Here is a 24046-nt window from a genome sequence, read left to right as displayed (position 1 = left end):
CTGCCGCACCATTGATCCGCACCCGCCGGCCGCCCTCGCCGGCGGCGCCGCCCCCTGCAATGCCGGTGCCGATCTCGACCGGGCCGTCCGGCCCATCGAGCCGGGCGTGGATGGCAAAGCCGCCGTCGCCGCCTTCGCGCGCCACGTCGGCATAAGGTGCGCGGCGCAGGCCGCGACCCGGCGTCAGCAGGGAAATCGCTTCCAGCAGATTGGTTTTGCCGGCGCCATTGTCACCGGAAAAAATCACGGCGCCGGGGTCGATGTCGATCGACAGCGTTGCGTAGTTGCGGAAATTCGTAAGCGATAGCTTACTTATATGAGTCTGCTGGTCGTGCGCAGACTGCTTCGCAACTCCGGTCATGACAGCAAGATGGCCTCGTTCAGGCCTACACCCGCATCGGCATCAGCACGTAGAGCGTGGTTTCGTCGGCCATGTCGTGGATCAGCGTTGGCGAACCGGCGTCCGCCAGCATGAATTTTGCCTCAGTGCCGGTCAACTGGGCTGCGACGTCGAGCAGATATTTGGCATTGAAGCCGATTTCGATCGCGTCGGACGAATAATCCGCAGCCAGTTCTTCGGTGGCGCTGCCTGAATCCGGATTGTTGACCGCAAGCGTGACCTGGCCTTCTCCAATCGAAAGCTTCACCGCGCGGCCGCGCTCGGAGGAGATGGTCGAGACGCGGTCGACGGCGGCGGCGAAACTCTGACGGTCGATGATCAGCTTCTTGTCGTTGCCGGTGGGGATGACCCGCTGATAGTCCGGGAAGGTGCCGTCGATCAGCTTCGATGTCAAAACCACACTGCCGATGGTGAAGCGGATCTTGGTGTCGGACAATTCGGTGGTCACGGCGATATCAGGGTCATCGACAAGCTTTTGCAGCTCGCTGACGGTCTTGCGCGGAATGATGATGCCCGGCATGCCCTCGGACCCTGCCGGCGCGTCGATCTCGGCGCGCGCCAGTCGATGTCCGTCGGTCGCTACCGATCGCAGCTTCAGCTTGCCGTCGGCATCATGCGTGTGCAGATAGATGCCGTTCAGGTAGTAACGCGTCTCTTCGGTGGAGATGGCGAATTGGGTCTTCTCGATCAGGCCCCTGAGCGCAACCGAATCGAGCCGGAAGATATGCGAGAACGATCCGGCCGAAAGCTCCGGGAAATCGGATTGCGGCAGGCATTGGAGACGGAAGCTCGAGCGGCCCGAGGTCACCGTCATGGCGTTGCCGTCCTCGTCGGTCTTCAGCATGACCTCAGCGCCGTCGGCGAGCTTGCGCACGATGTCGTAGAGCAGATGCGCCGGAACCGTCGTCGCCCCGCCGCGCTCGACCTTGGCAGGCGTGGCTTCGGTCACCTCCAGATCGAGGTCGGTCGCCTTCATCTCGAGGGTGGCGCCTTCGGCGCTCAGCAGCACATTCGACAGAATCGGTATGGTGTTGCGCCGCTCGACCACGCGATGAACGTGATTGAGCGACTTCAGGAGATTTGACCGTTCCAAGATAACACGCATGACGAAACAGGCTCGCTTGAATGAATGAGCGGGTCTCCGGCAAGCGGTGCCCCGCGAAAGGTCTGAACAGGCTCAGAATCTGCATAAACTGATAGGAAAAACCCCGCAAGCGCAAGCCCACGCCACCGGTTCGAGCCGGTTACGCAGGCTTTCTGGGGATAAAGCTGGCGAAGCCCGCAAGCCAATGCTTGTCGCCCAAAAGTGCGCAGCGGTTTTGAGGCAACGACATGCATAAAAACGTAGATTTCAAGCGCGTCGCAGCCACGCGACACGCTTTGTTTTTCGGGCCGGTCAGGCTTGATCGTTGATCAGTCTTCTCAGCAGTTCGAGCTCCTGCGCCAGCGTGTTGTCGACGCCTGAAAGATCCTCGATCTTGCGCACGGCATGCAGCACCGTCGTGTGGTCGCGGCCACCGAAACGCCGTCCGATCTCCGGCAAGGAGCGCGGTGTCATAACCTTCGACAGGTACATGGCGACCTGCCGCGGCTTGACGATCGTACGCGTGCGCCGGTTGGACAGAAGTTCTGTCTTCGAAACATTGTAGTGGCGCGCGACGATGCGCTGGATGTCCTCGATGCGCACCCGCTTCGGCTCGCCCGAACGATAGATGTGGCCGAGGATCTCGTCGATGCGGTCGATGGTGATCTGCGGTTCGAACGACTGGCGGAACAGAAGCTGGTTGAACGCGCCTTCGAGTTCGCGTCCGCTGCCGGTCACCGTGCGGGCGACATGGTTGAGGATCTCCTCCGAGATGTCGAGCGATGCATCGTCAGCCTTTGCGGTGGCAAGGCGCAGCTTGAGCATGCCGATGCGCATGGCGAAATCCGGCGCCGACATTTCGAGCGCGACGCCGCCGTTGAGGCGCGAGCGGACGCGGGGCTCCAGCGATTCCAGTTCCGACGGCGGCCGGTCGGCGGCAACCACCACCTGCTTGGCGCTGTCGAGCAGCATGTTGATCAGATGGCAGAATTCATGCTGGATCGACTTGCCTTGCAGGAACTGCATGTCGTCGATGATGAGGAGGTCGATGTCGCGCAGCTGCTCCTTCAGCGTCAGCGCATTGTTGTCGCGGATCGCGGTGGCGAACCGCCACATGAAATATTCGGCCGTGAGATAGACGACGCGCGACTTTGGATTCTGCTTCAGCGATTCCGCCGCGATCGCCTGCAACAGGTGCGTCTTGCCCAGCCCCACCGTCGCGTGAAGAAAGAGCGGATTGAAGCGCACCGCGCTCGACTGCGATTCCGCCACCGCCTTGGCGGCGGCGAAGGCCACCCGGTTCGACGGTCCCTCGATGAAGGAGCCGAACGTATAGCGCGGGTCAAGCGGCGAACCGAGCACATTGTGCCTGAACTCGGTCTCTGCAGGCATTCCCGAGCGAGGTGCCGGCACCCGCTCCACCCTGCCGGGGCCCGCTGTTCCAGCGGCCAGCGCCGTTTGCGCTTGCCTTGTCATCTTGCGCGCTGGGGCCAGTTCGGGCTCGACGCCATTGCGCCCCGGGCGGGTAGCGGTGCGCACGACGATCTCGATCTTGAGGATTTCGGGATCCTCGTGTTTCCACAGCTCGGCGATGAGGTCGAGGTAGTGGCCGTTGATCCATGAGCGCAGGAAGGCAGTCGGCACGGAGATGCGGACAATGCCCCGGGATGCTTCGGCGACCTTCATGCGCCCGAACCAGCTCGAATAGACTTCGGTTCCCAGACGCGCCTTCAACTGGGCCTTGACCCGGTCGAACTTCTGTTCCGCGTCGTTGGAAGCCGACATAGTGTCCCCTCCGGTTAAGGTTCCAGGGAATGGGAGGTCGCCCGTAAGCTCCCTTTCGATGCCGCTCTGCATGATCGAGTTCCTTGTCCTTTTGTACCTTTTTTCGCCGGGGATACGCCTCCTGCATCCATGTTTCCGGCGACCGTGTCTTCGCTGCGACACTACCGCCGCCGCCGGCAGATGATGTCGCCTCGTTGTCAGGGGACCGGCGCCGGCTCCTCAGAGCCAGCCCGTTTGGTCATGTCAGGGCAATACAATGCCGTCCGGCGAAAACGCCGGCGCGCATTGACCTGCCATATACAGTTACGCCAATCCCCTACCGTATCGAAAAGACAAACCAAACCCGACGCGGAAATGATCCACGTCATGAATTCCGCCATTTTTTTGCTGGCCGATTCAGGCTGGGTTAAGGGCCAACAGGCCCGTCCCTCTCGATAGACCGACATTAACGAAATCGTTGTGGATAGGGCAAGGCCACGACTAACGGATTTTTAAGGAATGTGGTTACCGCAGACGGGTTCGAACCCTGTGTTGCACGGGCGTATTTTGACAAAGCCATTGTGATTCAAACCCTTTTCCGGCGAATATGAAAAAGGCCACACCGCGCGAAATTTTCTGAAATAATTTTCTTGACAGGCAATTGTCCCCCATCCCCCGCACGCGATGTGAACAAGCTGTGGATGGACCGTCCGTAAGTTATTGAAAAGTAAGGGTAGTTTTTGACAGCCGATATTTTCATCGCGGGCGCTTTCAGCGGCCTTGAATATCAGCGGGCATGTATATGCCGGCAAAGCATTTCGAACATTGAAGTTCGCGCGGAGGTGTGGTTTGCGAGCATTCTTTTTAAGTACTTGCCGGCAAACGAAAAAACCCGGCGCGAGCGGCCGGGTTTAAAGAAGATCAGTTCTGGAAAGGTATATCAGGCCGACAGCACCTTGAGCCGCTGGGCCAGGCGCGACACCTTACGGGATGCCGTATTCTTGTGCACCACGCCCTTGGTCGCGGCGCGCATCAATTCCGGCTCCGCCACTTTGAAAGCAGCCTGCGCGGCGGCCTTGTCGCCCGAGGCGAGCGCCTCCTCGACCTGGCGGATATAGGTCCGCACGCGCGAGCGGCGGTTCTTGTTCATCGCCGTGCGACGGGCGATCTTGCGCGTTGCCTTTTTGGCCGAGGAGGTATTGGCCATGATGCCTCTCTTCTGATCTGGTGGGCGCATGCGGGATGCCGCAGGGCGCAAAAAACAAACGGGCAGCCACAGGGCCGCCTCGGTTGGTGCGGCTTATAGTTCAGCTTTTCCGGCGCGTCAACGCTGCTTCGCCTTCTTTTTGGCCGCTGTTGTCGCTCGCATCCGGCCGCCGTCGTCACGATCTACCGGTTCGTGAAATTCGGCTTCCGCTTCTCGGTAAAGGCGGCCATGCCTTCCTTCTGGTCGTCGAGCGCAAACAGGGAGTGAAAAAGCCGGCGCTCGAACCGCAGCCCTTCGGCCAGTGTCGTTTCATAGGCGCGGTTGACGGCCTCTTTCGCCATCATCACCGAGGGCAGCGAAAAATCGGCTATCTTGGCCGCCGCCTTCAACGCCTCCTCGATCAGCTCGTCGGCAGGCACGACGCGCGACACCAGGCCGCAACGCTCGGCCTCCGCGGCATCCATCATCCGTCCGGTCAGGCACATGTCCATCGCCTTCGACTTGCCGACGAAGCGGGTTAGGCGCTGTGATCCGCCCATTCCCGGCATGACGCCGAGCGTGATCTCGGGCTGGCCGAACTTGGCGTTGTCGGCGGCGATGATGAAGTCGCACATCATCGCCAGTTCGCAGCCGCCGCCGAGCGCATAGCCGGCCACTGCCGCGATAACAGGCTTGCGCGCCCGGGTGAACTCTTCCCAGCCGACAAAGAAATCCTGCACATAGGCGTCGGCAAAGGAGATCGCCTGCATCTCCTTGATGTCCGCACCTGCCGCGAAGGCCTTTTCGGAACCGGTGATGACCATCGCGCCGATGTCGGCATTCGCGCAGAAGCCGTTCACGGCCGCGACCACTTCCGCCAGGATTTGGGAGTTCAGCGCATTGAGCGCCTTCGGCCGGTTCAGCGTGATCAGCCCGACCTTGCCGCGGGTTTCCACGATAATCGTTTCATAGGTCATGACTGTATCTCCTCGCTCGGTCATCTATCTACATCTGGCGTCCAACTCACACATGGCGTCCAGGCTGGCTCACATCTGACAGGTCCGGCAATAGAAGGTGGAACGCCCGCTTTGCACGACGCGCTCTATGTGGCCGCCGCAGCCGTGCTTTGAGCAGGGTTCGCCCTCGCGATCGTAGACCGCGAAGGAATGCTGGAAATAGCCCAGGGACCCGTCGGTCTGCACATAGTCGCGCAGCGACGATCCGCCGGCGGCGATTGCATCGGCGATCACCGCGCGGATTGCTTCGGCCAAGGCGTCGCTCTGCTGTCTGGCCTTCTTTCCAGGCTTTGCGATGGTGCCCGACTCGCGCAACGGCGACAGGCTGGCGCGCCACAGGGCTTCCGACACATAGATATTGCCGAGCCCGGCGATCAGCCGCTGATCGAGAAGTGCCGCCTTCAGCGGCGACTTCCGGCCTTTCAGCAGCGAGGCGAGAAGCCCGCCGTCCAACGCATTGCCTGTCGGCTCGACGCCCAGCCCCGCCAGCATCGGATGCGTGTCGGGCGCCCCTTCCGAAAACAGCATGAAGCCGAAACGACGCGGGTCGTTGAAGGTCACGCGCGACCGGACGCCTTTGGGCGAGACGACATGGAAGACGACATGGTCGTGCACCGCGTTTTTCGAGCGCTCGTAATAAAACGCGCCCAACATTTCGCTGTTATCGGGCATTTCGCTGTCATCGGACATTTCGATGCGGAACGAACCAGACATGCCGAGATGGCAGATCAGCACCGGGCCGCCTGCCAGATACATCGTCAGGTATTTGGCCCGGCGACCGAGTGCCGTAATCGTCTTGCCGGTCAGCCTCTCCGAGAATTTTTCAGGAAACGGAAAGCGCAGGTCGGGTCGGCGTGCCTCGACGCGTGCGATGCGGGCGCCTTCCAGGACCGCCTGCAGGCCACGCCGGACCGTTTCGACCTCAGGCAATTCAGGCATGGCCGCCTATCGTTGCATAAAAGGAGGTGCCGTGGCGGCCGCGTGCCAGCCCAAGATGCTCGGCGACCGTTTCACCGATGTCGGCGAACGTCGTTCTGAGCCCAATGTCACCGCCAAAACCTGGTCCCGTGCCGATCACCGGAATGCGTTCGCGCGTATGATCGGTGCCGTGCCAGGTCGGATCGTTGCCATGGTCGGCCGTGAGGATGAGAAGATCGCCGTGCCTCAGCCGCGCAAGCGCCTCCGGCAGCCGCCGGTCGAAGGCCTCGAGCGCGGCGGCATAGCCGGCAACGTCGCGCCGATGGCCGAACTCGGTGTCAAAGTCGACGAAATTGGCGAAGACGAGATCGCCGTCGCCCGCGTCATCCATCGCGCCGAGCGCCTTGTCGAACATCGCCATGTTGCCGGCGGCCTTGCGCACTTCCGAAATGCCGCGATGGGCGAAGATATCGCCGATCTTGCCGACCGCGATGACCCGGCTGCCGCGCGCCGTCAGCCGGTCGAGCAGGGTTGGTTCGGGCGGCGGCACCGAATAGTCCCGGCGGTTGTGCGTCCGTTCGAAGCTGGCGGCGGTTTCCCCAATGAAAGGTCGCGCGATCACCCGTCCGATATTCAGCGGATCGACCAGCCTGCGCACCACCTTGCAGAATTCGTAGAGCCGTTCCAGGCCGAAGTGAACTTCATGCGCGGCGATCTGCAGAACGGAGTCGACCGAAGTGTAGCAGATCGGCTTGCCGGTGCGGATATGCTCCTCGCCGAACCGTTCGATGATCTCCGTGCCCGGGGCATGGCAATTTCCGAGAACGCCCGGCACCTCTCCTTCGCGGATGATTGCTTCGGTCAGCTCGGCTGGAAAGGCGGGAACGGTGTTCGGAAAATAGCCCCAGTCGAACCGGACTGGCAAGGCGGCGATTTCCCAATGGCCCGACGGCGTGTCCTTGCCGCTTGAAATCTCCTGCGCCGCGCCATGGAAGGCGGAGGCGAGATGGGCCTTGCCGCCGCTTTCGATGCTGAATCCTGTCGCGGTTTTTGCCGCGTGACCCAGACCGAGCGAGAGCATATTGGGTATGAAAAGCGGTCCTTTGCGCAGCCCCTCGCGATCCGCCCGGCCTTCCGCGCAGGCTCTGGCGATGTGTCCGAACGTGTTGGAACCGGCGTCGCCATAGCGCTCGGCGTCGGCCGCGCCGCCGATGCCGAAGGAATCGAGAACGAAAAGGAAGGCGCGCGCCATTGCAGGGTTCATTATTATTGTCTGTCCGTCCGCCCAGACATAGGGTTCCGCGGCGCCATTGGCAATTCGGAACCAGACGGCTTGGCGCGATAGTTGAGATGCCGCGAAATGCCGGCATGGGCATGGACCGATGAAAGGCGAGCGGGGACTCACATGAGGCATGCCTTGAAGGCCTCCGTAGCCATCATGACGATGCTGGGCGCATCCTGGTCAAACCCGGCGCGCGCCGATTGGCGGGACGACATCGGCACGTTTCGTGTCGGCATCGTTGCCGAGCCCGGCGCCGGCAACACCGTTCCAGGTCTTGAGCTGTTGACGGATGCCTACACCAAGGCGCTCGGCATGAGGGTGGAGTTTGTCGTTGCCCGCGACTACGCGGCGCTGATCGAGGCGCAGGCCAATGCCCAGATCGAATATGCGATCTATTCGGCGACCGCCTACGCCACCGCATCCGAACGTTGCGAATGCGTCGAGCCTCTTGTGGCGCCTGTCGATTCCGACGGCGCGGTTGGCATCCGCTCCGTCTTGCTGACGCGGGACGGCAAGGTCCCGGATCTGGCCGCGATGGAAGCACATCGGGTCGCCATGGCGCCCCCGGACAGCGTCGGCGGTTCTCTCTTGCCACTTGCCGGGCTGGCCGCCGAAGGCGTCAAGGTTGCCGAGGACGCACCATTTCTGACGCACGCCAGTTCGGCTGCGGCGGCTGAAATGATGCTGGTCGATGGTGAGGCCGATGCCCTGTTCGGCTGGATGCCGGCGATGGCCGATGGCCAGCCGGATGTTCCGGGCGGCACGGTGGCCAGGCTGGAAATGGCAGGGATTTCGAAAGCAGCACTTCGGGTCGTGTGGACGTCCGGCGTGCTGCGATATGGTCCCCATGCCGTCCGCAGCGATCTCGACCCCGAAGCCAAACGGCGGCTCACCGTGTTCCTCATCAATCTCAGATCGATGTCGCCGGATGTCTACGATCTTCTGGAATGGAAACATTCCGGCGGCTTCGCCGTCGCCAGTCCGGATGACTACGCGATGGCCGCGGCGATCGTGCGCCTGGTGTCAGGCAACCATCGACAGCAATAGCAACCGGCGTCGGAGCATCGGAGCAAAAAAAGAAGACCGGTTCTGTGTCAATCCGAGTTCAAAAAATGGAGCGGCGGTGCGGCTCGATTTGAGAGTCCGCCGCTCTGCCCGCGGTTGTTTCAGCAGGTGGCGCAAGGAATCGTCAGGCTCCTGCGGGGCCTGAGATAATATGTTTCCCCCATCGATATCTTGTTGAAGGCCGAGCTCAATCCAAGTCGCTTTTCGCTGTCCGCCGACCAGGTGATGATCGGCTCGTATGCAAGACTGCTTTCGACGCGAATGAGAAAGGTGTCCTTGATCTCAAGCGCTTTTGGAACCGTGGTGATGGAGTCCTTGGCGGCGTCGGCGCTGAAGGCATCGCCAACCATCTTGCGTGACCACACGACCTGCACCTTCGGCGGCGTTTCGTTGGTGACCTTTATCGCGGTTATGACGATCTTCGGGGTCGAGCGGTTGTAGGGCTGAAGGGTGGAGTTGCCGATCGTCATGATCGCATCGAGATCGGCGGCGGAGATTATCTCCTGCTGGGTGACCAGATCCGCCACCATGCTGCCGATGCGGCTGACCTTCTTGCTGGTCTCGATGGCTTGCGAGGCTTCCATGGTCATGAAGTACATGATCAGCAGGACAGGCACGATGAAGGCAAACTCAACGGCCGCGACACCGCGGCGATCGCAGCAGAACCGGATGGCTTTCGTGCAGATCCCGGCGATCCCCCTATGTGCCCCCGCACGAACCATGCTTCATCCTTTTCCCACTCGCGCAACGGCGCGTTTCAGTCGTCGAACGGCTCGTTCTGCCAGGTCACCGATGCGAAATGCAGCGTTTTGCCATCTTTGAGATTGGCCATCGACTTGGCCATGAAATTGGTCATGACCGGCCATTTGTAGAAAACCCGCAGCATGTTCTTCGACGCAGCCAAGCCCGGGGCTACCGTGAAGGTCTCCGCGTTCGTGCCTTGCGTCAGCACGACGTCGCCGTCCTGGATCTTGAAGCCCGCCTTGGCCGCATCGGCGAAGGTCGGATATTCGCGCAGATCCACCAATAATCCGGGGCAGTCCTTGGCGACCATGATTTCCAGCCGGCTGCAGATCATGGCCTTCAGCGTGGCCTCGGTCATGTCGGCTGCCTTATCTTGGCCCGTCCGCAGCCGGCGCGCGACATCGTCGGTGGCGTTGGCCATCACCTCTTGCCCGGCAAATGAAATGCAGCTCTCCAGGATGGCAAAGACGAGGAGCGCAAACGGCACCGCAAGCATCGCGAATTCGATGGCTGTGCTGCCGCGCCGGTCACCAAGGAATCGCGCGGAAAAGCTCGCTCGTCCTGCTTTGCTCATGTCCCGTCGCTGCCGATCCTGAAGGGGTGTCGGAGGAAACATTAGCGGAAACCCATTGAGGTGCAGTTTGGATGATCGTTAAATTCGACGGAAAGGTTTTAAGCGGCCGATAACCGAAGCGGCATTTCTGTGAGACGAGAACAGTCCGGTTGCTTACCGGCCGGCGCTCATCTCGGCTTCCGAGGCTTTCTCCGCATCGCTCTTGTACGAGCTTTCGCAATACGGCGTGCAGGACATGGTCTGGATTTCGGCACGTCGATAGATGCGAACCGACGACGCGTCCTGCCGCACGACAGTGATCTGCTCGTCGATGATCGGACTGCCCTCTTGATCGAGGACGACGAGGTTGGTGACGCCAAAGCCCTTGCCCGTCAGCACGATCGTCGAAGCATCCTGCACGGAGGCGTCGGCGATCGCCGGATTGCCGACGACGATCGTATCGGCGGCGCGCGACAATTTGACGATCTTCGCCTGGTTCATCGTAACCTCGATGCCGGCGCCCGCCTTGGCCGGCACGACGAAGGCCGTGGCGGCAAGAAGCGCGGCAATCGGAAAGGACGATCTCGGCCCGGTCATTGAAGCGCTCCACGGCGGCGAACTGCTCAACGGAACATGAACGAGATTGGTGAACCAACGGTTAAGCGGATGGGAGCCGTGACGATGTCGGGATCGGAATCGTGATTGCCTGGAGCGCGCCGCCCCTTTCTCAAATCGCCAAATTGCGGCTTTCGCCACCGTTGACGTGCCTGTCGGTTCGCGGGCGTCACTTAGTTTACGGTTAACCACGCAATGCCTTCGAAGCGGGAAAGGAATCGGTAAGGCTGTTTATTAAGCCGATCGAAAGAGCTTCTCCATAGATTGGCAGCATCCGATCAGCCGCCAAGAGAAGTTGACGGATTTGCTGTAACATCTGGAGTAGGAGCTCTCGAATGGCTAATCTCATTGCACGTTTTGTGAAGGACGAATCCGGCGCGACCGCCATCGAATATGGTCTGATCGCCGCCCTCATCGCGCTCGCTATCATGGTCGGCGCCGGTCAACTGGGCAATAGCATCAACCAGAAGTTCAAGGACATTTCCTCGACGCTGAACGGCGCCTGATAATAGCGACGTTAGTCGCTTTTTCGGATCAAGGGCCGCCTCGTTTGGCGGCCCTTATTCATTGTGTCAGGCGATTTTGAATTCCCGGCCTCATCAATCGTTAATCGAACACGTCTAGGCTGGGCCAGGTACCATGGGCGCTGCGCTGATGATTGAAGCCTTGATCTTCGTTGTCTTTCCGTTCTGCATGCTTTTCGCCGCGATCTCCGACACGCTGTCGATGATGATCGCCAATCGCGTGCCGGTGCTGCTCGTGGCTGTTTTCGCTCTGGTCGCACCGCTGACGGGCATGGACTGGGCAACCTATGGCTTGCATTTCGCCTCCGGCGGCCTTGTCCTCGCCGTGACGTTCGGTCTGTTCGCGCTCGGCGGCATGGGAGGCGGAGACGCCAAGCTGCTGGCCGCCACGGCCCTCTGGATGGGACTGAGCATCCATCTCGTCGAATATCTCGTGGCCTCGGCATTCATCGGTGGCCTGCTGACGCTCGCCATCCTCGCCTACCGGAAATCGCCGCTTGCAGCCGTTACAAGCCACAATCCGTTTTTGCGCCACTTCGCCGACGAGACGACCGGCGTGCCCTATGGCATAGCGCTCGGCATTGGCGGGCTGCTCACCTTTCCGAATTCGCCGTTGATGGCGTGGGCACTCGCAAGGCTGGCAGCCTAATTCTCTCGCCAACCTTCCCTCGCCAGATTAGCCTTCCACTATTTCGATTTGGCGTTGGAGCAGGCGGCTTGGCCGCCTTTTTGCGGGCCGAACCGAATGCCTCAAATTTATGTAAACCTTAAATTAATCACGATCGTAAGCATTATATTAACCTTGTTTTGACGATTGCCGCTGCAAGGTCCGGCTTGGCTAAGTGGTTTGCCAAGGGGTTCGGACAAATGCCAGCATCCCGACTGATCATTCTGGGCGTGGCGGTGGCCGCGGCGGGTGGCGCAGGCTATGTTGCAAAAAACATGGTGGCGGCTCCGCCGCCTCAAATCGTCGATTCCGGCCCCACGGCGCCGGCAATCGCGCTGCAGGACGTGCTTGTCCTGTCCAGCGACGTTCCGATGGGCAGCCCGCTCGAGAACAATATCAGCTGGCAGTCCTGGCCGGCCGACGGCATCAATGCGAATTTCATAACCCGCGCCGCGGAGCCCGAAGCGCTTGAGAAGCTGAAAGGCGGTGTTGCCCGAGTGGCGATGTATGCCGGCGAGCCGTTGCGGCGCTCCAAGCTGATCGGCGAGGGACAGAGCTTCATGTCGTCGATCCTGCCCTCCGGCATGCGGGCCGTCGCCACAGCCGTATCTGCCGACACTTCCGCCGGCGGCTTCATTCTTCCCAACGATTTCGTCGACGTCATCATGACCCGCAGAGCCGATGCCGCGAGCGGCGGCAGCGGTTTTACGACCGAAACCATCCTCAAGAACATTCGCGTCCTGGCAATCGACCAGACGATCCAGGAGGACGAGGAAGGCAAGAGGACCAGGGTCGGTCAGACCGCCACGCTGGAACTGACACCGCAGCAGGCGGAGATCATCACCGTCGCCCAGCAGATGGCGGACCGCCTGACATTGGCGCTGCGGTCGGTCAGCGATACCCAGGAGAAGAATCTGGGCGAGGCCGACTATCTCGTTTCCGGCAATGGGCGGCGCGGAACAGTGCGATTGATCAAGTCGGGCGAAGTTTCCGAAGTGGGAGCAAGGCAATGAGGCTAAACGCTGGACTGCCGGTCACCCTGGCTGCGGCAATCGGCCTGTTTCTTATTGGAACGAATGCGTATGGCCTCGTCGAGGCGAATGCGGCAGGCAAGAACGCCGAAGTGTCGGCTTCGACCGCCACCCAGCGCGTCAAGCTCGGTCTCAACAAATCGGTGGTCATTGACCTGCCGAGCGATGCCTATGATATTCTCGTCGCCAACCCGGCGGTCGCCGATGCGGTGACCCGCACCGCCAGGCGCATCTATCTGTTCGGAAAGGCGGTGGGCGACACCAACATCTTCGTCTTCGGCCCCAATGGCGAACAGATCGTCAGCCTGGATCTGGCAGTCGAACGCGATGTTGCCGGACTGGAAGACTATATCAGACGCTTCATCCCGTCATCGACCATCACGGTCGAGTTGCTGAACGACAACGTCGTCCTGACCGGAACCGTGGACACCCCCCTGGATGCCAAGCGAGCGGTCGAACTGGCCACCATATTCGTGTCCGGCGGTGAGGCGACCACGGGGCAATATTCGCAAACCGCCTCCGGCGGCTCGGCCGAAGCCGGTGTCGACATCGACAATCCAGATTCCGAGCGTCGCGTCAGCCAGATCGTCAACCTGCTGCAGATCGTCGGCGACGACCAGGTGACGCTCAAGGTGACGGTGGCCGAAGTCAGCCGCTCGGTGATGAAGCAACTCGGCGTCAACCTGATCGGCAACGGTGACAGCAATGGCATCAGTTGGGGTGCGGTAAGCGACAATTTCACCGGTTTAGGCAAGTCGCTGTCGAATTCTGGCTTCGCTATCGGCGGCTCGACGCTGGATGCCTACATCAACGCCATGGAACAGTCGGGCGTCATGAAAACCCTGGCCGAGCCAACATTGACGGCCGTATCCGGCGAGAAGGCGACCTTCAAAGTCGGCGGCGAGTACAATATGGCGACTAGCGTTTCCCAAGCCGTATCCATCGATAATCAGACCGGTTTGAAGACGTATTCAATCGAGAAGATCGAATACGGCATTGGCCTGGAATTCCAGCCGGTGGTGCTCTCTCCCGGCCGCATCAGCTTGAAGGTCAGGACTTCGGTATCCGAGCCGACAACGGAGGGATCAGTATCTTTGTCCGAGGGTGTAACAAGCCCCGGCATGAACGTCCTGTCGATCCGCAAACGCTTGGCCGACACGACAGTAGAGCTGCCGTCCGGCGGCTCGATGATGATCGCCGGCCTCGTCCGGGACGATCTCAGACAGGCGGTCAACGGCCTGCCTGGGCTGACCAAGATCCCCGTCCTTGGCACGCTGTTCCGCAGCCGGGATTTCGTTCGCAACGAGACCGAGCTGGTCATCATCATCACGCCTTATTTGGTGAAGCCGGTGACGCGCAACGCTCTTGCCAAGCCGGACGACAATTTCAACGCCGCCAGCGATGGCGCCGGCATGTTCCTTGGCCGTGTCAATCGCGTCTACGGCACCATGCAGACCGATAAGCCCAACGGCCGTTACCACGGCGTCGTCGGCTTCATCTACAAGTAAGCGGGGAAGCGGACATGTCTCAGTTAGCGTGGAAGCCAATTACGGTCACCGCAGCGATGCGGTCCGGCCGTTCGCGGATCTGCCGGCCGGTCCTGGCGGTTGCGGTCGCGGCATTGCTGGCGGGCTGCGCCAACCGGGACAGCATCACGGTCGGCGCTGTTCCGGACGACTATCGCACCAACCATCCGATCGTCATTGCCGAGAAGAACGAGAAGATCGACCTTCCGGTCGGCGCCGGCGATCGCGGCATGACCGGCTTTCAGCGCGACACGCTTCTGGGCTTTCTGGACGGCTACGACAAGAGTGCCGCTCCGACCCTGACGATCTCGATCCCGAGCGGTTCGGCCAACGAGATCGCCGCGACCGCGGCCGGTCGCGATTTCGCCAGGCTTGCGATTGCCAACGGCATCAGCCGGAACCGGATCGTCATCACCACCTACCAGTCGGCTTCGGCTGAAGCATCCGCGCCGATCCGCGTCGCCTATGTCTCGGTGAAGGCGCAGACCGACAGATGCGGACGCTGGCCCGAAGACCTGCTGCAGACCTCGGAAAACAAGCACTATGCCGATTTCGGCTGCTCGTATCAGAACAACCTTGCCGCCCAGATGGCCAATCCGGCCGATCTGCTCGGGCCGCGCAAGCCTTCCGATATCGAACCGAAAAATCGGGAGAATGTGATCGACGTGTATCAAAACAGAGGCATTTCGGACGAATTCCTCGGCAATTCGGAAGTTGATTATTGAGCTCGAGCCGCACAAGTCACGGAAAGAAATGACGATGAGTAATCTTGCCTACGACACGGGGATAGATGGCGGCGAAATCTCGCAGCAGGACATCGCCGCCATGCAGGCGTTGCGGCCGATTCCGCGCATCTCGATCCAGGCATTTTGCGAGACCGAGGGCGTTGCCAATCCGGTCGAGCGTGCCGGAGAGGATCGCCGCATGGCGAAGGCCCATCTGAAGGTCCATATGGGCGGCATCGCCACCGCCATCGAATTCTACCAATCGGCGCCGACACCGAACCTGATCCTGCTGGAATCGCGCAGCGAGCCGACGCAATTGCTCGAGCAGCTCACGCAGCTCTCCGAATATTGCGATCCGACCTCCAAGGTCGTGGTCATCGGCCACTACAATGATGTCGGCCTCTATCGCGAGCTCATCCGCTCCGGCATCTCCGAATATGTCATCGCGCCGGTGTCGATGGCCGACATCGTCAGCGTGATATCGTCGATTTTCGTTGATCCGGAGGCCGAGCCGATCGGCCGCTCGATCGCCTTCATCGGCGCCAAGGGTGGCGTCGGCTCCTCGACCATTGCCCACAATGTGGCCTGGGCGATGTCGTCCCTGTTCAAATCGGAAGTGGTCGTCGCCGACCTTGATCTTGCTTTCGGAACGGCCAACATCAATTTCGATCAGGATCCGGCGCAAGGCATTGCCGAGGCCGTCTTCTCACCGGAGCGCGTCGACGAGGTCTATCTCGACCGGCTGCTTGCCCAGTGCGCCGAGCACCTGTCGCTGCTTGCAGCACCTTCAACGCTCGACCGGGTCTACGATTTCGATCCCGACGCCTTCATGCAGCTTATCGACACGGCCCAGCGCAGCGTGCCGCTTCTGGTGCTCGATATCCCGCACATCTGGACAGGCTGGACCAAGAACACGCTGGTCAAGGCCGACGAGATCGTGATCACAGCGACGCCGGAGCTGGCCAATCTGCGCAACACCAAGAATCTCGTCGACATGTTCAAACGGCTTCGCCCGAACGATCCGCCGCCCAAGCTGATCATCAATCAGGCAGGCGTGCCGAAGCGTCCGGAGATTACGTCATCCGACTTCGCCGACTCGCTCGGACTGTCGCCGATGTCGGTGATTCCTTTCGAGCCGCTGCTGTTTGGAAATGCCGCCAATAATGGGCGCATGCTCGGTGAAATGGATGCCAAGAACCAGGTCGTCGGCATGGTCAACGAGATTGCGCATGTGCTGACCGGGCGCAGCGAAATCAAGGCAAGAAAGAAAGCGGGCTTGGGCAATCTCCTTGGCAAGCTCTCGCGCAGCAAGAAGTGATGCTTTCGCAGCGGAATTGGTAGTCGATCATGTTTGGTAAAAGAGGTAGCGACGACGGCAGCCGGTTCACCCCGGAATTCCGTCAGCTGGCACCTGCGCCCGCCGCGCCGGCGGCGGCAAACCCTGCGGAAACGTCGGTTCTTGCCAAACCCGCGCCGCCGTTGCTTGGCACGTCTGCGGCCCCCCTCGCGCGCCGCGCTGTCGAGGCGCCGCCACTGGCACCGGAGCCGAAAAGGATCCAGCGCGAAAAGAGCGAAGCCTACTACGACACCAAGAGCCAGGTCTTCTCCGCGCTCATCGACACGATCGACCTGTCGCAGCTCGCCAAGCTCGATCCCGAAAGCGCGCGCGAGGAAATCCGCGACATCGTCAACGACATCATCGCGATCAAAAATTTTGCGATGTCGATCGCCGAACAGGAAGAACTGCTCGACGACATCTGCAATGACGTCCTGGGTTACGGGCCGCTAGAGCCATTGCTTGCCCGCGACGACATCGCCGATATCATGGTCAACGGTTCCAAGGACGTCTATATCGAGGTCAACGGAAAGGTCGAGCAGACCGGAATTCGTTTCCGCGACAACCAGCAGCTTCTCAACATCTGTCAGCGCATCGTCAGCCAGGTTGGCCGTCGCGTCGATGAATCGAGCCCGATCTGCGACGCACGCCTTCCCGATGGTTCCCGCGTCAACGTCATCGCGCCGCCGCTCGCCATCGACGGCACCGCGCTCACCATCCGCAAGTTCAAGAAGGACAAGCTGACGCTCGATCAGCTGGTCAAGTTCGGTGCCATTTCGCCGCATGGCGCCGAGATTCTCAAGATCATCGGCCGCGTCCGCTGCAACATTGTCATTTCGGGCGGCACCGGCTCGGGCAAGACGACGCTGCTCAACTGCCTGACCAACTATATCGACCGCGAGGAACGCGTCATCACCTGCGAGGACTCGGCCGAGCTGCAATTGCAGCAGCCGCATGTCGTGCGTCTGGAAACCCGTCCGCCCAACCTCGAGGGCGAGGGCGAGGTGACCATGCGCGACCTGGTCAAGAACTGCCTGCGCATGCGGCCCGAGCGCATTATCGTCGGCGAAGTGCGCGGACCTGAAGTGTTCGATCTCCTGCAGGCGATGAACACCGGCCATGACGGCTCGATGGGCACGATCCACTCGAACAGCCCGCGCGAATGCCTGAACCGTATCGAATCGATGATCGCGATGGGCGGCTACACGCTGCCGCAGAAAACCGTGCGTGAAATCGTGGTCGGGTCCGTGGACGTGATCATCCAGGCCGCACGCCTGCGCGACGGATCGCGGCGTATCACCCACATCACCGAGGTGATCGGAATGGAGGGCGATGTCATCATCACGCAGGACATCGTCCTCTACAATATCAAAGGCGAGGACGCGAACGGCAGGCTGCTGGGCGAGCACGTGTCGACAGGCATCGGTCGTCCGCATTTCTGGGAGCGCGCCCGCTACTATGGCGAGGAACAGCGCCTCGCCAATGCGCTCGAGGCGATGGAGAAACGCGCTGACTGAAGCATTCGGAGGCGTAGGGGCCGGGATCGATGTTCGGAATTGACGGCACCGTATTGGCGTTCATCGTGCTCGCCGGCTTCAGCGCCGGCGCGGTCGCTTATGTTTTTCTGTTCAACCGGATCAGCACCGAGAAGCAAGTCGGCAGGCGGCTTGAAACGATCAAGACCGCCGAGACGGATCGTGACGTCGTCAAGGCCTCGCGCGATCGCGTGGCGGAAGCAGCCAAGCGCCGCAAATCGGTCCAGGATTCGCTGAAGGATCTTGAGCAGAAGCAGAAAACCAACCAGAGCATCGTCAAGAAGCCGCCACTGAAGGCCCAGATCCGTCAGGCAGGCATGAAGGTCTCGCTCGAGCGCTTCTATCTCTACTCGGCCGTTTGCGGCGTCCTCCTGACGTTACTTGCCTATTTCATCGGCGCGCCGCTGCTTGTCTTGCCGGGTGCGCTGCTGGTCGGCGCCCTCGGACTGCCACGCTGGTTCGTCTCGTTTTGCCGCGCTCGCCGGGTCAAGGCGTTCCTCAACGAATTTCCGAACGCGCTCGACATCATCGTGCGTGCGGTCAAATCCGGCCTGCCGCTGAACGACGCCGTCCGCCTGATCGCCAACGAATCTCCCGAACCGGTCAAGACCGAGTTCCGCCGCATCGTCGATTCGCAGCAGATGGGCCTGTCGATCCCCGACGCCAGCCTACGCATGGCCGAAACAATGCCGTGCACGGAAGCGAGCTTCTTCGGCATCGTCATCCAGATCCAGTCCCAGGCCGGCGGCAATCTTTCCGAGGCGCTAGGCAATCTTTCGCGCGTGCTTCGCGACCGCAAGAAAATGAAAGCCAAGGTCCAGGCGCTGTCCATGGAAGCGAAGGCGTCCGCCGTGATCATCGGTGCGTTGCCTTTCGTCGTCGCCTTTCTCGTCTACCTGACAAGCCCGAACTATATCATGCCTCTGTTTACCACCAGCGCCGGCAATCTGATCCTCGGTTGCTCGGCGGTCTGGATGTCTATCGGCATCCTGGTGATGCGCAAGATGATGAACTTCGAAGTTTAGGATTTCGAGCGCATGACCGAAAATGTCGTCAAAACCCTTACCGACCCGGCATTCCTGATTGCCTTGCTGGTCGGCATCGCGGTGTTTGCGACCGTCTTCACGCTGCTGCCTGCCTTTGGTGGAAACCAGCTCAAGGCGCGCATGAAATCCGTAGCGCTGGAGCGCGACGAATTGCGCGCCAAGCAGCGTGCGCGGCTTGCCGTCGAGGCCGATCGCCGCCGTAAGGGCCTGCGCGAGCAACAGTCGATCGGCATGCGAAATATTGTCGACCGGCTGGACCTGAGACGCGCCCTTGCCGATGAAGGCACGTTGCAGAAACTCAAGGTGGCTGGCTTTCGCGGGCAGAATCCGCTGACGCGTTTCCTTTTCTTCCGTCTGGTCTTGCCCTTTATCGGCTTTGCGCTGGCCGCGATGTATCTGTTCGTGCTCGGAGGATTGCCGGAACAGCCGCCTCTCATCAAACTGTTCGTCTGCGTCGTCGTCGCCTATGCGGGTTTTTACGCGCCGGTGCTCTATGTCAACAACCGCGCCACCAAGCGCAAGCAGTCGATCCAGATGGCGTGGCCGGACGCGCTCGATCTGATGCTGATCTGCGTCGAATCAGGCATGTCGGTGGAGGCGGCGTTTCGCAAGGTCGCGGACGAGATCGGCGCGCAATCGGTGGCGCTTGCCGAAGAATTCATCCTGACCAACGCCGAACTTTCCTACTTGCAGGAACGCAAGCAGGCTTACGAGAACCTTGCGAGTCGCACCGGCCTGGAATCGGTCAAGTCGGTGTCGCAGGCGCTGGTCCAGGCCGAGCGTTACGGCACGCCTGTGGCGCATGCGCTGCGCGTGCTTGCCAGCGAAAGCCGCGACATGCGCATGAACGCCGCCGAGAAGAAGGCCGCGGCCTTGCCGCCGAAGCTCACCGTGCCGATGATCCTGTTCTTCTTGCCGGTGCTGTTCGCCATCATTCTGGGTCCTGCAGGCATCCAGGTGAGCCAGCGCGGCATCTTCGGCGCCCCGTCGACATCCAGTGGCCAATAGCCTCGCCAAGGCGACAATACACGCAAAAGCCGCGGTGCTGATGCAACGCGGCTTTCGTACTTCCGGCATGTCGACGAGTTGAGGGAACTGACCGGCTCCAAGCAAGCCGGCGCGGTCAGTTGGTGGCAGGCTTCGCCTTGTCCTGGTCCTTGAGCTGGCTCCAGGCGTTCTGCTGGGCGAGCATCTGGCGAAGGTAAGCCACGTTCGCTTGCGCCTGTTCGGCCGAGAGCTCCTGCGAAGCGATTTTCTCGGCTTCGTCGAAACGACCCTGCAGGCCGACGACCAACGCCAGGTTCTGGCGGACGCGGCTGTCGGCGTTCGGCTGCTGGGCGGCCGAGCGCATGTAGGTTTCGGCCGTGCGCAGGTCACCTTCCAGCACATAGGACATGCCGAGATTTGAAAGGATCGAAGGTTCGTTCGGCTTGAGGTCCAGCGCCTTGCGGTAATCCTGGCGCGCCTCGTCTCTCTGGCCAAGCTGGTCGAGAATCGCGGCTTCCGCCGACACCAGTTTCCAGTCCGGATATTCCGGTGTCTGCGCGCGGCGCACGGCGTCGAGCGCCGGCTCGAACTGGCCGTTGGCGGCGAGCGCCTTGCCATAGGCGGCAAGCACGTCGCGGTCTTTCGGCAAGGCGATCGCCAGCTTGCGCATCACGGCGAGCGACTGGTCGGCGTCGCCATCCATTTGCAGCGCCGCCGCGTAATTCGTTGCGACCCGCTTGTCGTTGGGGTTCCTGGCGTAGGACTGACCGAGCGCTGCTGTCGCATTGTGCAACTCGCTGGCCGACATGGTTTCCAGCGGTTTGCCGCTGGAGCGCGAGATGGAACCGGTCGTCAACTTGCTGGTTCCGCAGCCGGCGACGCTGGCCGCAAGCGCCATCATCAACGCCGTGGTGATCAGCCGCTTTCCCGTGGCGTTCATCATGCGGTTGGTCGGCATCTGCACCAGGCCTCCATTCATAGACGTGGCCATTACGTGGCCATCTTCCCTCCCGCAGAAATATTCTGTTAACCCTAACGGACAGTTAAGAAGCGCCGACTCGAACGCCGGAGACCATCGAATGCCTGTCGAACTCGTCGAGAAGAAACTGAAGACCGCGCTGCCGGTCCATCTGGTGGAGAAGGATAGGCTGGAGGCGGCAGGCCTTGCGTCATCCACGATCGCCTGGGCCAGGGCCAACGGCTTTTCCGGTGAGGCGGGCAGGACACTGGTCGTGCCCGGCGAAAACGGCGCGCTGGCCGGAGCCTTGTTCGGCCTCGGCGATGGTGAAAGCGCGCTTGCCCTCGGCGCGCTAGCGCGAGCCTTGCCGGAGGGCGACTGGCATTTCGTCTCCGCACTGGCCGAGCCGGAACTTGCGGCAATTGCGCTGGCTCTCAGTGGTTATGTCTTCACCCGCTACGGCAAGAAGCCTGGCAAGGCGCTGCGTTTTTCGCTGCCATCCGGCGCTGAAGCGGCTTACGTTCGTCGTATCGCCGATGGCGTTTTCCTGACCCGCGATCTGGTCAATACGCCAACCAGCGATATGGGGCCGGACGATTTGGAGGCGGCTGTTCGGACCTTGGCCAAAAAGCACAAGGCCGAAGTGTCGGTGACCAAGGGCGACGATCTGCTCAAGAAGAATTTCCCGATGATCCATGCGGTCGGCCGCGCATCGGTCGGCGCGCCGCGCCTGATCGACATGATTTGGGGGCCGAAGAACGCCCCGAAGGTGACGCTGGTCGGCAAGGGCGTCTGCTTCGACACGGGCGGTCTCGACATCAAGCCCTCCTCGGGCATGCTCTTGATGAAGAAGGATATGGGTGGCGCTGCCAACGTATTGGGCCTTGCCTCCATGGTCATGGCCGCTGGCCTGAAGATCCGGCTGCGTGTGCTGATCCCGGCGGTCGAGAATTCGATCGCCGGCAACGCCTTCCGGCCCGGCGACGTGCTGGCGAGCCGCAAGGGCATCACCGTCGAGATCGGCAACACCGATGCCGAGGGACGGCTGGTGCTGGCTGATGCCTTGGCGCTGGCCGACGACGACGAGCCGCAACTGCTGATCGACATGGCGACCCTGACGGGGGCTGCTCGCGTCGCGCTCGGTCCCGACCTGCCGCCCTTCTACACTGGCGATGAAGCGCTGGCGTCCGAACTGGCGGCGGCTTCCGCCGCGGTCGAGGATCCGCTATGGCGCATGCCGCTGTGGCGACCTTATGACGCAAAGCTGTCCTCGAAGATCGCCGACATCAACAACGTCACGTCTGACGGGTTCGCCGGCTCGATCACCGCAGCGCTGTTCCTGAAGCGCTTCGTCGAGAAGAGCGCCGGCTGGGCGCATTTCGACATCTTCGCCTGGAACCCGTCCGATCGTCCGTACGGTCTCGCCGGCGGTGAGGCGCAAGGCATCCGGGCGCTGGAAAGGGTCATCTCGAAACGCTACGCCTGACGGTTGCTGTCCGACAGGAAATTCTCGAGACTGAAACGGAACCGAAACAATTTGCCGTCATGTTGGCCGGATGTCGATTTCCATGCGCCCGAGCCAGGCCTTGCGACTGTGGCAGCAGGTGATGCTGTCCCAGGTGCGCGACGATACGCCGGACCTTACCATGCGCCAGACGGCGATCCTGTTCACCATCTATCTCGACCCGCCGCCGCACACGGTGCGCGGGCTCGCTGCCCGGCTCAATGTCACCAAGCCGGTGATTACCCGCGCGCTCGACACAATGGGCGCGCTGAAGCTAGTTTCGCGCCATCGCGACGAGCTCGACAAGCGCAACGTGCTGGTCAAGCGCACTGTCGAAGGTGCTCTCTTTGTCGAGCGCTTCGGCGATGTTATCATCGCCAGGGCCCAGGAATTGCCCATCTGACCGAGTTGCCGATTTGAACGAGTTGCCGATTTGACCGCCAGGGATGCCCGCCTCCACGCCTTCCGTTCCGATCTCGCTGATGTCAGGCTGAAAGGCGAGGTCGCCGCCGATCGCTTCGTCGCCGGACGGCCAGCGCGTATATCAGCTTCAGTGGCCGATATCCGCAAGGCGCCGCGCCCGGATGCCGGCGTCGACACGCAGCTTCTGTTCGGCGACGACGTCCTCGTCTTCGAGGACGTTGAGGGCTGGGCCTGGATCCAGGCCGAGCGCGATGGCTATGTCGGCTATGTCGCCGACACCGTGCTGGGGGCGCGAGGCCATACGCCCACCCATGTCGTCTCGGTGCCGCGCACCTTCCTTTATCCCGGACCGGATTTGCGGTTTCCGTCGAACGGACAGCTCTCGATGGGATCGGCGGTAACGGTGACGGGCGCGGCTGAAACACGCGGTACGCACTATGCGCTGCTGCCATCCGGCGAGGCGGTCATATCGGGCCATTTGCGGCCCTTGAACAAACCAGCTGCCGACTATGTCGCGGTCGCGGAAACCTTTCTCGGCACACCCTATCTGTGGGGCGGCGCCTCCGGCTTCGGCATCGATTGTTCCGGCCTCGTGCAACTGGCGATGCACATGGCCGGCAGGCAAGTGCTGCGCGACACCGACATGCAGGCAGCGACCATCGGTGAGCCGCTCGACCCGGACCGGGATTCTGCCGGGTTGCGGCGCGGCGACCTGGTGTTTTGGAAAGGCCATGTCGCTGTTATGACCGACCCAGAAACGATGATCCATGCCAACGGCCACACCATGCTGGTCTCGCGTGAAGGGTTCAGAGAAGCCGTCGCCCGCATCGGCTATCTCTATGGCGGCCCGACGGGGTTTCGGCGGCCTTAGGGGCATCCCTTACCTCTCCCCCTGTGGGAGAGGTCGGATTGCCCCGATTTGTCCTTCACAAATCGGTTGGCAATCCGGGTGAGGGGTAAGTTGGCGCCAAGCTGGAACACCCCTCATCCGTCTTGCCGCTTCGCGGCAATCCACCTTCTCCCACACGGAGACCTTTGCACAGAAGCCGAACGGTGATTCTGTGGTGAAGGTTGGAGCAGGGAGATTCGGGATGGCGGATCGTGTTTTGGGTCAGTTGAGTCTGGCGGACGGTCTGGCGGCGTCGGATGAGACGATT

The 24046-nt window shown here is 61.4% G+C and carries 24 protein-coding genes; 13 read left to right on the top strand and 11 right to left on the bottom strand.

Going from position 1 to position 24046, the window contains the following annotated elements; translation table 11 throughout:
- The 7 genes from EN885_RS32260 to EN885_RS32230 form a co-directional block, all read right to left on the bottom strand.
- A partial coding sequence (locus EN885_RS32260; protein WP_164897960.1) for an AAA family ATPase occupies window positions 1–361 on the bottom strand: 361 nt, incomplete at its 3' end.
- A 25-nt stretch (window positions 362–386) separates the two neighbouring features.
- Window positions 387–1505: a DNA polymerase III subunit beta gene (gene dnaN / locus EN885_RS32255; protein WP_095487902.1), complete on the bottom strand. Its 1119-nt coding sequence runs from the start codon at window positions 1503–1505 to the stop codon at window positions 387–389.
- Between the two features lie 291 nt (window positions 1506–1796).
- On the bottom strand, window positions 1797–3269 hold the full coding sequence (dnaA, locus tag EN885_RS32250; RefSeq protein WP_245329992.1) for a chromosomal replication initiator protein DnaA: 1473 nt from the start codon (window positions 3267–3269) through the stop codon (window positions 1797–1799).
- 919 nt (window positions 3270–4188) lie between these two features.
- Entirely contained in the window at window positions 4189–4455 is a 267-nt protein-coding gene (gene rpsT / locus EN885_RS32245; protein ID WP_095487906.1) for a 30S ribosomal protein S20, read from the bottom strand.
- Window positions 4456–4637: 182 nt separating this feature from the next.
- A complete protein-coding gene (locus tag EN885_RS32240) occupies window positions 4638–5411 on the bottom strand; it encodes an enoyl-CoA hydratase (RefSeq protein ID WP_095487908.1) in 774 nt (257 codons plus the stop codon).
- Between the two features lie 69 nt (window positions 5412–5480).
- Window positions 5481–6389 carry a bifunctional DNA-formamidopyrimidine glycosylase/DNA-(apurinic or apyrimidinic site) lyase gene (gene mutM / locus EN885_RS32235; protein ID WP_128243350.1) on the bottom strand — a complete coding sequence of 303 codons (909 nt, stop codon included), beginning with the start codon at window positions 6387–6389 and terminating at the stop codon, window positions 5481–5483.
- Complete coding sequence (locus EN885_RS32230; RefSeq protein ID WP_095487912.1) at window positions 6382–7620, bottom strand: phosphopentomutase; 1239 nt, start codon at window positions 7618–7620, stop codon at window positions 6382–6384. Before EN885_RS32230 ends, mutM begins: the two co-directional genes overlap by 8 nt.
- 153 nt (window positions 7621–7773) lie before the next feature.
- Between EN885_RS32230 and EN885_RS32225 the strand changes: the two genes are divergently transcribed.
- Window positions 7774–8697, top strand: a complete 924-nt coding sequence (locus tag EN885_RS32225; protein WP_128243351.1) for a phosphate/phosphite/phosphonate ABC transporter substrate-binding protein — start codon at window positions 7774–7776, stop codon at window positions 8695–8697.
- 119 nt (window positions 8698–8816) lie between these two features.
- Here the strand turns inward: EN885_RS32225 and EN885_RS32220 are convergent, their stop codons facing one another.
- From EN885_RS32220 to EN885_RS32210, 3 genes are all read right to left on the bottom strand, one after another.
- Window positions 8817–9437: a TadE/TadG family type IV pilus assembly protein gene (locus EN885_RS32220; RefSeq protein ID WP_127203551.1), complete on the bottom strand. Its 621-nt coding sequence runs from the start codon at window positions 9435–9437 to the stop codon at window positions 8817–8819.
- A gap of 35 nt (window positions 9438–9472) precedes the next feature.
- Window positions 9473–10033 carry a TadE/TadG family type IV pilus assembly protein gene (locus tag EN885_RS32215; RefSeq protein WP_095487918.1) on the bottom strand — a complete coding sequence of 187 codons (561 nt, stop codon included), beginning with the start codon at window positions 10031–10033 and terminating at the stop codon, window positions 9473–9475.
- 153 nt (window positions 10034–10186) lie between these two features.
- Window positions 10187–10609 carry a pilus assembly protein N-terminal domain-containing protein gene (locus EN885_RS32210; RefSeq protein WP_095487920.1) on the bottom strand — a complete coding sequence of 141 codons (423 nt, stop codon included), beginning with the start codon at window positions 10607–10609 and terminating at the stop codon, window positions 10187–10189.
- A gap of 353 nt (window positions 10610–10962) precedes the next feature.
- Between EN885_RS32210 and EN885_RS32205 the strand changes: the two genes are divergently transcribed.
- The 9 genes from EN885_RS32205 to EN885_RS32165 all read left to right on the top strand — a co-directional run bounded on the left by EN885_RS32205 (window position 10963) and on the right by EN885_RS32165 (window position 20025).
- Window positions 10963–11133: a Flp family type IVb pilin gene (locus EN885_RS32205; RefSeq protein WP_095487922.1), complete on the top strand. Its 171-nt coding sequence runs from the start codon at window positions 10963–10965 to the stop codon at window positions 11131–11133.
- A 148-nt stretch (window positions 11134–11281) separates the two neighbouring features.
- Window positions 11282–11800 (top strand): prepilin peptidase, encoded by a 519-nt coding sequence (locus EN885_RS32200; RefSeq protein WP_128243352.1) that lies wholly within the window; start codon window positions 11282–11284, stop codon window positions 11798–11800.
- A gap of 218 nt (window positions 11801–12018) precedes the next feature.
- The gene (gene cpaB / locus EN885_RS32195; protein ID WP_095487924.1) at window positions 12019–12831 is read left to right on the top strand and encodes a Flp pilus assembly protein CpaB; all 813 of its coding nucleotides are present in this window, start codon (window positions 12019–12021) and stop codon (window positions 12829–12831) included.
- Entirely contained in the window at window positions 12828–14357 is a 1530-nt protein-coding gene (locus tag EN885_RS32190; RefSeq protein ID WP_128243353.1) for a type II and III secretion system protein family protein, read from the top strand. Before cpaB ends, EN885_RS32190 begins: the two co-directional genes overlap by 4 nt.
- A gap of 14 nt (window positions 14358–14371) precedes the next feature.
- The gene (locus EN885_RS32185; protein WP_128243354.1) at window positions 14372–15100 is read left to right on the top strand and encodes a CpaD family pilus assembly protein; all 729 of its coding nucleotides are present in this window, start codon (window positions 14372–14374) and stop codon (window positions 15098–15100) included.
- 34 nt (window positions 15101–15134) lie between these two features.
- On the top strand, window positions 15135–16418 hold the full coding sequence (locus tag EN885_RS32180; RefSeq protein ID WP_206616877.1) for a CpaE family protein: 1284 nt from the start codon (window positions 15135–15137) through the stop codon (window positions 16416–16418).
- A gap of 29 nt (window positions 16419–16447) precedes the next feature.
- Window positions 16448–17953: a CpaF family protein gene (locus EN885_RS32175; RefSeq protein WP_128243356.1), complete on the top strand. Its 1506-nt coding sequence runs from the start codon at window positions 16448–16450 to the stop codon at window positions 17951–17953.
- A gap of 29 nt (window positions 17954–17982) precedes the next feature.
- Window positions 17983–18996: a type II secretion system F family protein gene (locus EN885_RS32170; RefSeq protein ID WP_095487933.1), complete on the top strand. Its 1014-nt coding sequence runs from the start codon at window positions 17983–17985 to the stop codon at window positions 18994–18996.
- A 12-nt stretch (window positions 18997–19008) separates the two neighbouring features.
- Window positions 19009–20025, top strand: a complete 1017-nt coding sequence (locus EN885_RS32165) for a type II secretion system F family protein (protein ID WP_128243357.1) — start codon at window positions 19009–19011, stop codon at window positions 20023–20025.
- A gap of 115 nt (window positions 20026–20140) precedes the next feature.
- Here the strand turns inward: EN885_RS32165 and EN885_RS32160 are convergent, their stop codons facing one another.
- Complete coding sequence (locus tag EN885_RS32160) at window positions 20141–20962, bottom strand: tetratricopeptide repeat protein (RefSeq protein ID WP_128243365.1); 822 nt, start codon at window positions 20960–20962, stop codon at window positions 20141–20143.
- Between the two features lie 121 nt (window positions 20963–21083).
- On the opposite strand from EN885_RS32160, the gene EN885_RS32155 reads away from it, so the two are divergent.
- From EN885_RS32155 to EN885_RS32145, 3 genes are all read left to right on the top strand, one after another.
- Window positions 21084–22448 (top strand): leucyl aminopeptidase family protein, encoded by a 1365-nt coding sequence (locus EN885_RS32155; protein WP_128243358.1) that lies wholly within the window; start codon window positions 21084–21086, stop codon window positions 22446–22448.
- 70 nt (window positions 22449–22518) lie between these two features.
- Entirely contained in the window at window positions 22519–22869 is a 351-nt protein-coding gene (locus EN885_RS32150) for a MarR family winged helix-turn-helix transcriptional regulator (protein ID WP_095487941.1), read from the top strand.
- A gap of 30 nt (window positions 22870–22899) precedes the next feature.
- Entirely contained in the window at window positions 22900–23760 is an 861-nt protein-coding gene (locus tag EN885_RS32145; RefSeq protein WP_095487943.1) for an NlpC/P60 family protein, read from the top strand.
- Window positions 23761–24046 lie beyond the last annotated feature (286 nt).

It is taken from the genome of Mesorhizobium sp. M6A.T.Cr.TU.014.01.1.1 (assembly GCF_004022765.1).
Classification (GTDB): Bacteria; Pseudomonadota; Alphaproteobacteria; order Rhizobiales; family Rhizobiaceae; genus Mesorhizobium; species Mesorhizobium mediterraneum.
This window is presented reverse-complemented; position numbering and strand designations above follow the sequence as displayed.